Genomic DNA, 11,225 nt, shown 5'->3' with positions numbered 1-11,225 from the left:
CGTTGTAGCCGGTGCCGCCCCAGCCGCCGGTGCCACCGGAGCCGCCCGTGCCGCCGGCGAAGCCTTCACCGGCGCCCGCGGCACCGCCGGTTCCGCCAGTCCCGCCGCTACCGCCCCAGCCGACACCACTGAATCCGCCCGTGCCGCCGCCGCCGCCCCAGCCGGCGTTGCCTCCGTCGCCGGCGTCACCACCGGTGCCGCCGAGAGCTCCCTTGCCGCCACTACCACTGACCAACCCGTTGCCACCTAGGCCGCCGGCACCGCCCGCACCGCCGTTACCGGAGTAGCCGCCGGCGCTGGTGACGCCGCCATTTCCGCCGGTGCCGCCTGCACCACCAAGTCCGCCGCTGCCGACGCCGCTGCCATTGCCGCCGCTGCCGCCCTGGTAGCCGCTGCCGCCGTTGCCGGCGTGGCCACCGGCGCCGGCGTTGCCACCATTGCCGCCGACACCCCCTACACCGCCGGTGCCGGCGGCGCCGAAGCCGACACCGTCGCCGCCACCACCGCCATAGCCGCCGTTGCCACCGTCGCCGGCGGTGCCACCAATGCCGGCGTTGCCGCCGTCACCGCCGGAGCCGCCGAGCCCACCCGTTCCGGCGATGCCCCCAGCGCCGGCTGCACCGCCAGAGCCTCCCCAGCCGCCGGAGCCGGCGGTGCCGCCGCCACCGGCACCGCCGCCGTTACCGCCATTGCCGCCGCTGCCACCGTTGCCGCCGGCACCCGCGCCGCCGAACAGGCCGCCCACACCAGCCGCGCCACCAGCCCCGCCGTGACCTCCCCAGCCGCCCAGGGCGCCGACCCCGGCATCGCCCAGGTCGTCGGCGCCTGTGCCCCCGTTGCCGCCTGCGCCGCCATTGCCGCCGTCGCCCGCGGCGCCGAACAGACCACCCGTCCCGCCGCCACCGCCGTTTCCGCCGCTACCGGCGACATAGACCAAGCCACCGGGCAGGTTCAGGAGTCCTGCCGCTCCATTACCGCCCGCGCCGCCGCTGCCGCCGTCGCCGCCCTTGCCGAACAAGGTCGCGCCGTTACCGCCGGCGCCCCCGTCTCCGCCGTGGCCAACGGTGCCGTCGCTGCCCAGCGAACCGTTGCCGCCGTTGCCGCCGTTGCCGCCGTTGCCCCACCAGAGCCCGCCGGCGCCGCCGACACCGCCGTCTCCACCGTTGCCCCCGTCGACTCCGTCGGTACCGTCGCCGCCATTGCCTCCGTTGCCGAACAGGTACGCGGCATTGCCGGCCTGCCCCGGCGTTCCGTCGATCGGAGTCAGGTACTCGACCGCGCCGAAGGCGCTGATCTCCGGCGAGGGGGCCGCCCCGCCGGCGTCGCCGCCGTTGCCGATCAGCCAGCCCGCGTTACCTCCGCTTCCGCCGTAATAGCCGTCGCCGCCGTCGCCGAACAGCAGCCCACCGGCCCCGCCGTCGGGATGATCTGCCGTGCCGTCGGCGCCGTCGCCGATGAGGAACTGGCCGGAGAACGTGTTGACGAAGGTGGCGAACTGCAGGCCGTCTGGGCTGTTGATCCAGTCGTCAATGGCGCTGTGGATCGGGTGGTAGACGTATTGGTCAAACCACGCTGCGCCGTCAACGGGGCTGGCCGCGGCCAGAGCGGCGGTGCCGACATCGAGGCCCCAGGTGGTGGGATCCAGCCAGGCCCAGGCGCCGGAGTCGGCGGCGTCGACGACGGAAGTGGAACCCGACAGCGGGTCCAGCAGGTCGAACAGCCAGTCGACGTCGGCGCGTGCCTGGGGCGCGCCGGCCAGCGGGGTAATGCCCAACGCCAGGAACCCTCCGGCGGCCGTGCCCGCGCCGAGTACCCGGCGGCGACGCCCCCGCCAGCCTCCCGACGTGCTGCCGTTCTTGGTGCTGCGCCGCGCTGTCATGATCCCGATACCTCCTGGCGGGCCCCGTCATCGTTGCCTTCAGGGCCTTCTGAGGTTGTAACACCAGCCAGGGCGGGTGGCCTCAGTAGTTCACTACTGCAGCGCCGCCAGTCAGGGGAAGCGGGCCAGGCAGCGATCGAAATCGCCGAGCACTCCGGTGCGGTAGGCATCGATGCGAGAGAACCCGGCCGGCACCGACTCGCCGTTGATGTCGCCGGCGGCCAGACCGTTGGTCAGCAGCCCGGCGACCGCCTCGTCCAGATCACCTGCGGTCAATGCGATTCGGCCGCCGTTGGAGGTGGTGACGCCCTCGGACAGCCGGGTGGTGGCCACTCCCGTGAGGCACGCGGTGCGCAGCGCGGCCGCGGCGTTGTCGAGCGGTACCAGTCCGCCGTGTTCGATCTGCACGCGCTGCAGGTACCGCGAGATCAGCGCCGAATAGGCGGTGTTGTCGCCGGACAGCGTCGCCAACTTCTGGTCCTTGCTGGGGGTGCCCATGGTCTGCAGGGCCGGCAGGTCGACGACGATGGTGTTGGTCGCCGGACAATACGAGGCAGGCGGGCTGGGCCGGGCGCCCGAGCACGACGATGCGGCCGCGGCGTCGAACGTGAGCGTCGGCGGTTGGGCCGGCGTGAAGGCGGTGTTCATCGCGTCGACGATCAGCCGCACCGATTCCTCGCTGACCGGCACCTCGCCGGTCTCGTTCTGCTGCAGCTGGACGGGCAGTTCGCCGCGCCGCTGGTCGATCTCTTTGGTGTCGATGGCCTGACACGACCCGGCGCCGTCGGTGAACCCGAACTGGAACGCCGAGATCCGCTCGAAGGCCGAGCCGTGCTCGTTGCTGCCGATCGTCTCGTCGGGACCGAGCAACGGATCGCGTAGCGCCAGCATCGCGGCCAACACGCCGTTGAGCCCGTCGCCGGTGCTCAGCGTGAAGCGCGGCGAGTCGCCCTGGGCCACCCAGCGCAGGTACACACCGGCCAGGCAGTCGGCCTGCTGCTCGGCCACCAGTGTCGGGGTCTGGCGCCGCTTGGTGATGCCGGCCGTGCGGGCAATCGCGTGGCCGTATTCGTGGGCGAGCACCATGGTGATGGCCATGTCGCCGTAGGCGCTGCGCAGTGCGGGCAGCAGCAGCCGGCGATCCCAGCCGATGGTGTTGTCCAGATAGCAGTAGGCCGCGTTGACCAGCAGGAAAGTCCTGTTGTCGCAGAACTTTCCGCGTAGTTGCGCCGGATCCCAGGAAAGCAGTGATTTCGCCGGCCTGAACTCACCGTCGAAGGTGTTGGGGTAGGTCGTGGTCCAAAACGCCTCGAGGTCGCTGACCGACTGGGCTGCCAGCTGATCGATCCGCCCGCCGTCAGTGCCCTCGACCTCCCGGGTCGGCGGTGGGGCATCAGGGCGCAGCCCGGTGGGGCCGTCGACAGCCTGCAGGCCCCCCACCCGGAATGGGTCGGCGAAGACCGACACGGGTTGCCCGTCGAGCATCCGGGCGCATCCGCCCAGCAATAACACCAGCGTGCAGGCGGTGACGAGAACACGGTGGTTCAGCGAGCCTCGACGAAGGAGAGGTGAAGCTGGGGCCGCCGCATAAACACGGTGGTTCAGCGAGCCTCGACGAAGGAGAGGTGAAGCTGGGGCCGCCGCATAAACACGGTGGTTCAGCGAGCCTCGACGAAGGAGAGGTGAAGCTGGGGCCGCCGCATAAACACGGTGCCGTCGGCGGGCAAGGCGCATGGGGTACCACGATAGTGGGATCAGGCGCCGCGCAGCCGCTGCAGCGCCAGCTGCACCTTGCCGGTGTCAGTCGTAGCCCAGAACGGCGGCAGCGAGGCCCGCAGGTATCCGGCGTAGCGGGCGGTGGCCATCCGGGAGTCGAGTACCGCCACCACGCCGCGGTCGTCGATCCCGCGCAGTAGCCGGCCGGCGCCCTGGGCCAGCAGCAGGGCCGCGTGGTTGGCGGCGACCGCCATGAAGCCGTTGCCGCCGTGGGCGGTGATCGCGCGCTGCCGGGCGGTCAGCAGCGGATCGTCGGGTCGCGGGAACGGGATCCGGTCGATGAGAACCAGCGACAGCGACGGTCCCGGTACGTCGACGCCCTGCCACAGCGACAGCGTGCCGAACAGCGAAGTCTCGGCGTCGTCGGCGAACTGCTCGACCAGCGTGCCGGTGGTGTCGTCGCCCTGGCACAGCACCGGGGTGTCGAGGCGCTCGCGCATTGCCTCGGCCGCGGCTCGTGCTGCCCGCATCGATGAGAACAACCCCAGGGTCCGGCCGCCGGCCGCGGTGATCAGCGCGGTGATCTCGTCGAGCTGTTCGGCCGTGCCGGTGCCGTCGCGCCCGGGTGGCGGCAGGTGCGCGGCGACGTAGAGGATGCCCGCCTTGGCGTGCGCAAACGGCGAGCCGACGTCAAGTCCACGCCAGCGCGCGGCCTGGGGATCCTCGCCGCGCCGCAGACCCCAGTCGCCGGCCATGGCGTCGAAAGACCCGCCGACAGTCAGCGTCGCCGACGTCAGCACCGTCGTCGCGCGGGCGAACAGCCGCTCGCGCAACAGGCCCGCCACCGACAGCGGCGCCACCCGCAGCACCGCCCGCACCGAGCCCCGGTTGTCTTCGTGGCTGAGCCACACCACGTCGTAGCGGTCGGGGATGGCCGGCTCGAACGAGGTCAGGATCCGGGCCGCGGTGTCGGCGATTTCGGTCAACGCGGCGACGGATTCCTTGCGCGCGGCGGCGGCCTTGGGGTCGGCGGGGGCGGCGTCGATGGCCGCGCGGGCCGCCCCGGCGGCGTCACGCAGCGCGGTCAGATAGGTGGCCAGCTCGTCGTCGAGGTGGTCCATCCGGCCGGGAGTGCCGTCGTGGATCGCCGAGCCGAACGTCAGCGATGCGGCATCGAGGCGCTGGACCAGCTCGGGGGAGATCAGCCGGCCGACGCGGCGCACCGCGACGCTGAGCATGGTCGCGCTCAGCTCTGCGGTGGCCACCGAGGTCACCCGGTCGGTGAGCTCGTGCGCCTCGTCGACCACCAGCAGGTGATGTTCGGGCAACACGGTGGTGTCGGAGATGGCGTCGATGGCCAACAGCGCATGGTTGGTGACGACGACGTCGGCCTCGGCGGCGACGGCGCGGGCCCGCTCGGCAAAGCAGTCCGTGCCGTATTGGCAGCGCACGGCGCCCACGCATTCCCGCGCCGAGACGCTGACTTGGGACCAGGACCGTTCCGGTACACCGGGTTTGAGGTCGTCGCGGTCGCCTGTGTCGGTGTCCTCAGCCCACGCGGTGAGTCGCTGCACGTCGCGGCCCAGGGCGCTTGCCGCGAACGGATCGAACAGTTCGGCCTGCGGCCCGTCGTCGGACTCCTCGGCGAGGCCGGTATGGATCTTGTTCAGGCACAGGTAATTCCGTCGGCCCTTGAGCAGCGCGAAGGTGGGCCGCCGGGGCAGTACCTTTTCCAGGGCGCCGGCCAGACGCGGCAGGTCGCGGTCGACGAGCTGGCGCTGTAGTGCGATGGTCGCGGTCGACACCACGACCGGGTTATCGTCGGCCAACGCCCGCGCGATCGCCGGAACCAGGTAGGCCAGCGACTTGCCGGTACCGGTGCCGGCCTGCACCGCCAGATGTTCGCCGGTGTCGAAGGCGTGCGCCACCGCCTCGGCCATGCGTACCTGGCCCTCGCGTTCGCTGCCGCCCAGTGCGGCTACCGCGGCGGCGAGCAGCTCGGATACGGACGGGTCAGCCATGGTGTGCACACGGTAGCCCGCTTTGCGATGTGCATGCTCATACGTCAGGCCGTGGCGGCGGACCGGGCAACGAGATAGGTTCCGTGCCCCTCGATCACCAAGCCGTCGGCGTCGAATCGCAAAACCTCGTTGACGAGTCCGCCGTTCTGGTTGCGGTAGTTGATCACGATGGTGTCGATGCCCCGGTAGACGTCTTCGACGACGAAGTGCAGATCCGGCATGCGCTGCAGAGCGCCGGACCAGTAGCGGCGCAGCGCGGCCTTGCCGTGGATCACTCCGGCCGTCTCGGGATACATCTGCGCAGCCACCGGGGAGGTGAACACCACATCGTCGTGAAAATGCGCCAGAACGGCGTCGACGTCGTGGTGGTTCCAGGCGCGCACCCACTGCTGGCCGAACGTCGCCGCATCGATGTCCATACCTATGCACGGTAGTGACACCGGCGCTCGTGCCCCACCCGTTTTCCCGCCGGCTGCCACTACCCTGAGGTGATGAGCAGCCAGCGATTGCCAGGCGGCGCAGTGCACGAACTACCGGCCGACCTGCGGGACGGACTGTTGGTCAGCCCCACGGCACTGGACGCATGGCAGAGCATTACGCCGTTGGCGCGCAATGAGTTCATCTGCTGGGTGGAAGACGCCAAGCAGCAGGTCACCCGTGAGCGCCGGATTCGCCGGACCCGTGAGGAACTCGAGGAGGGCAAGCGGCGCCCCTGCTGCTGGCCCGGGTGCAAGCACCGGGAACGCAACGGCAAGTAGGTCAGCCGACCGGAACGACCCGCGTCGGGATGGCCGGCTCACCGTGCGCCAGCTTGAGCCCCTCCCACGGCAGGCTGTGCAGTCCGGCCACCACGCGTTCGCGCGCCGCGGCCAGTGCCGCCGTCCCGGTCTCGGTCACCACGTCACCGCCGCGTACCAGCGGAACGGTCACTATCCGGGCCCGCGCGTCCAGCGCCGGTGGGCGCCCCGCCGGGTAGACGACCTCCTCGGTGACGATCCCGCTGTCCCGCGCGACGCGCAGCGCCTGTTTGAGTCCGCCCTGTGACTCTTTGCCGGTGCTGCGCTTATGCACCGGATTGCCGTCCACCTCGACCAGTTTGTAGACGAACCCGGCAGCCGGCACGCCCGAGCCGGTCACCAAGGCGGTGCCGACGCCGTAACTGTCCACCGGCGCGGCCCGCAGCGCCGCGATGCCGTACTCGTCGAGGTCGCCGGAGACCACGATCTTGGTCTTGGTGGCACCCAGCCGGTCCAGCTGGTCACGGACCTGATGGGCCAACACCGCCAGCTCACCGGAGTCGATGCGCACCGCGCCGAGCCCCGGCCCGGCCGCCGCGACGGCGTTGGCCACCCCGGTGGCGACGTCATAGGTGTCCACCAGCAGCGTGGTGTCGACGCCTTGCGCGGCGACCTGGGCGCGGAACGCCGCCAACTCGCCGTCGGCTCCGGTATGCAACAGGGTGAAGGCGTGCGCGCTGGTGCCCAGCACCGGCACCCCGAAGCGGCGGTGCGCCTCCAGGTTGGAGGTTCCGGCAAACCCCGCCAGGTAGGCGGCCCGGGCGGCAGCCACGGCGGCCTGCTCGTGCGTGCGGCGTGAGCCCATCTCGATCAGTGGCCGTCCGCCGGCCGCGTTGACCATGCGAGCGGCCGCCGAGGCGATCGCGGTGTCGTGGTTGAAGATCGACAGCAGCAGGGTTTCCAGCACGACGCACTCGGCGAAGCTGCCCTGCACGCTGAGCACCGGCGACCCGGCGAAGTACAGCTCCCCTTCGGGATAGCCGTCGATGTCGCCGCGGAAGCGGAAATCGGCCAGGAAACTCACGGTCTGGCGGTCCAGGAACCCCGAGAGCAGACTCAGCGCGGCGTCGTCGAAGGTGAACCCGGCCAGGGCCTCCAGAAACCGGTCGGTGCCGGCGACCACCCCGTAGCGGCGCGCCTCGGGGAGTCGGCGGGTGAACATTTCGAAGCCGGCTCGCCGGCTGGCCGTGCCGTCGCGCAGCGCCGCGGCGAGCATGGTCAGCTCGTACTTGTCGGTGAGCAGCCCGCCGTACCGGGCCGGAGAGTTCACCCGCCAACCGTATCGACTGGACCGCACCTCACCTCGGCTCGGTATCCTGAGCGGTATGGCCACGTCAGCACCGACGTCCGCCCCGGTGAAACCGCAGGGCACCGGACAGTGGCATGCCGACCCGGTCGAGGAGACGGCTTCCCCCTGGGTGACCATCGTCTGGGACGACCCGGTCAACCTGATGACCTATGTGACCTACATCTTCCAGAAGCTGTTCGGCTACAGCGAGCAGCACGCGACCAAGCTGATGCTGCAGGTGCACCACGAGGGCAAGGCCGTGGTGTCGGCGGGAAGCCGTGAGTCGATGGAGGTCGACGTGTCCAAGCTGCATGCCGCCGGATTGTGGGCGACCATGCAGCAGGACCGTTAAGACTCAACCGAAGGGAACCGGGACTTCACCGTGCAGAAATGGAAGCGGGTCGAAACCGGCGACGGGCCCCGCTTCCGGTCTGCGCTGGCCCTGCACGAGGCCGCGCTGCTCCGGAACCTGGTCGGGTCGATCCTCGGCATGCTCGACGCACGGGAGTCCTCTTCGCCACCGGACGAACTTGAACAGATCACCGGGATACGAACCGGCAACACCCGAACGCCCGAAGACGCCACGACGCGCCGCCTGCTACCGGACTTCTATCGCCCGGAAGACGGTGAGAACGACTCCGCAGTCGACGCAGACGGCCTGAACGCAGCGCTGCGCAGCCTGCACGAACCGGGGATCATCGACGCCAAACGTGGCGCGGCCCAACAAGTGCTGGCCACCGTTCCCGAACAGGGCGGCCGTTTCGAGCTGACCGAGGAGCAGGCCAACGCCTGGATTGCCGCGGTCAACGACATTCGCCTCGCGCTCGGCACCGTGCTCAAGATCGGCCCGGACGGCCCCGATCAGGTGCCTGCGGGCGACCCCATGGCTGGTCAGCTCAACGTGTATCAGTGGCTCACTGTGCTGCAGGAATTTCTGGTGGTCGCGCTGATGGGAAGGCCCAGACGATGACAGGCATGGGTTCGATCACCGATGTCACCGGCATCCGGGTGGGCCACCACCAGCGGATCGATCCGGACGCGACGCTGGGGTCCGGCTGGGCCACCGGCGTCACCGTCGTGCTGGCACCGCCCGGGACGGTCGGCGCCGTCGACGGCCGCGGTGGGGCACCCGGGACTCGCGAGACCGATTTGCTGGACCCGGCCAACAGCGTGCGTTGGGTCGACGCGGTGGTGCTTTCCGGCGGCAGCGCCTACGGACTGGCGACCGCCGACGGCGTGATGACCTGGTTGGAGGAGCAGGGCCGCGGTGTGGCGCTGGACGGCGGCGTGGTGCCGATCGTGCCGGCCGCAGTCATCTTCGACCTGCCGGTCGGCGGCTGGGACCGACGGCCCACCGCGGAATTCGGCTACGCCGCCGCAGTCGCGGCCGCCGGCCCCGACGGCGAACAACCGGCGTCGGGCAGCGTCGGCGCCGGAGCCGGGGCGCGCGCCGGAGTCTTCAAGGGCGGCGTGGGCACCGCGTCGACGACACTGGATCTCGGGGACGACGTGGTCACCGTGGGCGTGATCGTGGTGGTGAACCCCACCGGCGAGCTCATCGACCCCACCACCGGTTTGCCTTGGTCGACCCTGCTCATCGAAGAATTCGGTCTGACGGCGCCGCCGTCCGAACAGTTGGCGATACTCGCCGGCCTGGAGCCCAAAACCCTGGCGCTCAACACCACCATCGCCGTGGTGGCCACCGACGCCGCGCTCAGCCCGGCCGGCTGCCGGCGGGTGGCGATCGCCGCGCAGGACGGGCTGGCCCGCAGCATCCGGCCCTCGCACACTCCGGTGGACGGCGACACAGTGTTCGCGTTGTCGACCGGGACGGTCGAGGTTCCGCCGCTGCCGGGAACACCGGCTGCGATGTCCCCGGAGACGGGCCTGATCGCGGCGGTCGGCGCCGCCGCGGCGGACTGTCTGGCCCGGGCGGTGCTGTCGGGGTTGCTGTGCGCTGACCCGGTGGCCGGAATCCCGACCTACCGGGGCACCGTGCCGGGCGCCTTCGCCGACCGGCCCGGCGGCCATTCGGGAAGGCCGTGAGGTGGGCATGACTCCGCGCGGGGGGACAGCACCTGCACCGCGGCCCGAGGAGAAACCCGTCTGGCGTACCGGCGGGGCCACCATCGTCGCGTTCGTCGGGCTGCTGTATCTGGTGGAAGCCGTCGACCAGGTCGGCGGTCACCATCTGGACCGCAATGGCATCCGGCCGCTGGAGACCGACGGCCTGTGGGGGGTGCTGTTCGCTCCGCTGCTGCACGCGAACTGGGCGCATCTGCTGGCCAACACCGGCCCCGCGCTGGTGCTCGGGTTCCTGTTGACGTTGACCGGCCTGGCCCGGTTTGTGCTGGCCACCGCGATCGTGTGGATCGTCGGCGGGCTGGGCACCTGGTTGATCGGCAACGTCGGGTCGGCGTGCGGGCCGACTGACCACATCGGTGCCTCCGGTCTGATCTTCGGTTGGCTGGCCTTCCTGGTGGTGTTCGGGTGGTTCACCCGCCGGATCTGGCAGATTCTGGTCGGGGTCGTGGTGCTGTTCCTCTACGGCGGAATCCTGTGGGGAGCGGTGCCGGTGCTCTTAAAAGGTCCGGTGTGCGGTGGGGTGTCCTGGCAGGGCCACCTGTGCGGGGCGCTCGCCGGGGTGTTGGCCGCCTACTGGCTGGCGGGTCCCGAACGCAACGCCCGGAAGCTTCGCCGGGGGGCGGCGGCGTGAGCCCGATCGGAATCTTCGACTCCGGTGTCGGCGGGCTGACCGTCGCCCGTTCGATCATCGACCAGTTGCCCGACGAGGACATCATCTATGTCGGCGACACCGGCAACGGCCCGTACGGCCCGCTGACCATCCCCGAGGTCCGTGCGCACGCCCTGGCCATCGGGGACGACCTGGTCCAGCGCGGGATCAAGGCGTTGGTGATCGCGTGCAACACCGCGTCGGCGGCTTGTCTGCGCGATGCGCGGGAACGCTACGACGTGCCGGTCGTCGAGGTGATCCTGCCGGCAGTGCGCCGGGCGGTAGCAACCTCCCGCAACGGTCGGATCGGGGTGATCGGGACGCAGGCGACGATCGCCAGTCACGCCTACCAGGACGCGTTCGCGGCCGCCCGCGACACCGAGATCACCGCGGTGGCCTGCCCCCGCTTTGTCGACTTCGTCGAGCGCGGTATCACCAGTGGCCGCCAGGTGTTGGGACTGGCCGAGGGTTATCTGGAGCCGCTGCAACGCGCTGGGGTCGACACTCTGGTGTTGGGCTGCACGCATTACCCGCTGCTGTCGGGGTTGATCCAGCTCGCGATGGGTGAGCAGGTGACGCTGGTGTCCAGCGCCGAAGAGACGGCCAAAGAACTGTTGCGAGTGCTTACTGAGCGTGACCTACTGCGTCCGCATGAGGCCGCCCCGGCAACCCGGATCTTCGAAGCCACCGGAGATCCGGAGGCGTTTGCTGCACTCGCTACTCGTTTTCTGGGACCGGCCATCACCGGCGTCGGATCCGTCCACCGCCACGCCCCGTTGCACTAGCCCGT

11 protein-coding genes are annotated in these 11,225 nt (G+C 70.6%); 6 read left to right on the top strand and 5 right to left on the bottom strand.

Annotated features, from left to right (window positions below):
• The 4 genes from ABW16_RS26965 to ABW16_RS21850 all read right to left on the bottom strand — a co-directional run.
• Positions 1 to 1,879, bottom strand: a 1,879-nt coding sequence (locus tag ABW16_RS26965) for a hypothetical protein (RefSeq protein WP_200900702.1), incomplete at its 3' end; no start/stop codon positions are given.
• Between the two features lie 111 nt (positions 1,880 to 1,990).
• Positions 1,991 to 3,364, bottom strand: coding sequence for a neutral zinc metallopeptidase (locus ABW16_RS21860; protein ID WP_200900701.1), 1,374 nt, complete (start codon positions 3,362 to 3,364; stop codon positions 1,991 to 1,993).
• 269 nt (positions 3,365 to 3,633) lie between these two features.
• Positions 3,634 to 5,616 (bottom strand): ATP-dependent DNA helicase, encoded by a 1,983-nt coding sequence (locus tag ABW16_RS21855; protein ID WP_047321304.1) that lies wholly within the window; start codon positions 5,614 to 5,616, stop codon positions 3,634 to 3,636.
• Positions 5,617 to 5,660: 44 nt separating this feature from the next.
• Complete coding sequence (locus tag ABW16_RS21850; RefSeq protein WP_047321296.1) at positions 5,661 to 6,035, bottom strand: nuclear transport factor 2 family protein; 375 nt, start codon at positions 6,033 to 6,035, stop codon at positions 5,661 to 5,663.
• A gap of 72 nt (positions 6,036 to 6,107) precedes the next feature.
• Here ABW16_RS21850 and ABW16_RS21845 point away from each other — a divergent pair, with 72 nt between their 5' ends.
• A complete protein-coding gene (locus tag ABW16_RS21845) occupies positions 6,108 to 6,374 on the top strand; it encodes a YdeI/OmpD-associated family protein (RefSeq protein WP_047321295.1) in 267 nt (88 codons plus the stop codon).
• 1 nt (position 6,375) lies between these two features.
• On the opposite strand, the gene ABW16_RS21840 is transcribed toward ABW16_RS21845, so the two are convergent.
• The gene (locus tag ABW16_RS21840) at positions 6,376 to 7,683 is read right to left on the bottom strand and encodes a nicotinate phosphoribosyltransferase (protein ID WP_268768052.1); all 1,308 of its coding nucleotides are present in this window, start codon (positions 7,681 to 7,683) and stop codon (positions 6,376 to 6,378) included.
• A 55-nt stretch (positions 7,684 to 7,738) separates the two neighbouring features.
• Between ABW16_RS21840 and clpS the strand changes: the two genes are divergently transcribed.
• Genes clpS through murI form a run of 5 tightly spaced genes read left to right on the top strand, consistent with a single transcriptional unit; the run spans position 7,739 to position 11,220 of the window.
• Positions 7,739 to 8,053, top strand: coding sequence for an ATP-dependent Clp protease adapter ClpS (clpS, locus tag ABW16_RS21835; RefSeq protein WP_047321302.1), 315 nt, complete (start codon positions 7,739 to 7,741; stop codon positions 8,051 to 8,053).
• 30 nt (positions 8,054 to 8,083) lie between these two features.
• Positions 8,084 to 8,671, top strand: coding sequence for an oxidative stress transcriptional regulator AosR (aosR, locus tag ABW16_RS21830; RefSeq protein WP_047321294.1), 588 nt, complete (start codon positions 8,084 to 8,086; stop codon positions 8,669 to 8,671).
• A 5-nt stretch (positions 8,672 to 8,676) separates the two neighbouring features.
• Positions 8,677 to 9,747 carry a P1 family peptidase gene (locus ABW16_RS21825; protein WP_047321293.1) on the top strand — a complete coding sequence of 357 codons (1,071 nt, stop codon included), beginning with the start codon at positions 8,677 to 8,679 and terminating at the stop codon, positions 9,745 to 9,747.
• Position 9,748: 1 nt separating this feature from the next.
• Positions 9,749 to 10,417: a rhomboid family intramembrane serine protease gene (locus ABW16_RS21820; RefSeq protein ID WP_412178223.1), complete on the top strand. Its 669-nt coding sequence runs from the start codon at positions 9,749 to 9,751 to the stop codon at positions 10,415 to 10,417.
• Positions 10,414 to 11,220 (top strand): glutamate racemase, encoded by an 807-nt coding sequence (gene murI / locus ABW16_RS21815; protein WP_109519708.1) that lies wholly within the window; start codon positions 10,414 to 10,416, stop codon positions 11,218 to 11,220. Before ABW16_RS21820 ends, murI begins: the two co-directional genes overlap by 4 nt.
• Positions 11,221 to 11,225 lie beyond the last annotated feature (5 nt).

The sequence above is a fragment of the Mycolicibacter heraklionensis genome (genome assembly GCF_001021505.1).
GTDB classification, from domain to species: Bacteria; Actinomycetota; Actinomycetes; order Mycobacteriales; family Mycobacteriaceae; genus Mycobacterium; species Mycobacterium heraklionense.
The sequence above is the reverse complement of the archived record's forward strand: the minus strand, read 5'-3'. Positions and strand labels throughout refer to the sequence as shown.

What these genes read in the sequence shown, in the direction of transcription:
- ABW16_RS21850 (WP_047321296.1), bottom strand. Translation starts at nt 6,035, where the DNA reads ATGGACATCGATGCGGCGACGTTCGGCCAGCAGTGGGTGCGCGCCTGG.
- clpS (WP_047321302.1), top strand. Translation starts at nt 7,739, where the DNA reads ATGGCCACGTCAGCACCGACGTCCGCCCCGGTGAAACCGCAGGGCACC.
- ABW16_RS21860 (WP_200900701.1), bottom strand. Translation starts at nt 3,364, where the DNA reads ATGCTCGACGGGCAACCCGTGTCGGTCTTCGCCGACCCATTCCGGGTG.
- ABW16_RS21845 (WP_047321295.1), top strand. Translation starts at nt 6,108, where the DNA reads ATGAGCAGCCAGCGATTGCCAGGCGGCGCAGTGCACGAACTACCGGCC.
- ABW16_RS21825 (WP_047321293.1), top strand. Translation starts at nt 8,677, where the DNA reads ATGGGTTCGATCACCGATGTCACCGGCATCCGGGTGGGCCACCACCAG.
- ABW16_RS21855 (WP_047321304.1), bottom strand. Translation starts at nt 5,616, where the DNA reads ATGGCTGACCCGTCCGTATCCGAGCTGCTCGCCGCCGCGGTAGCCGCA.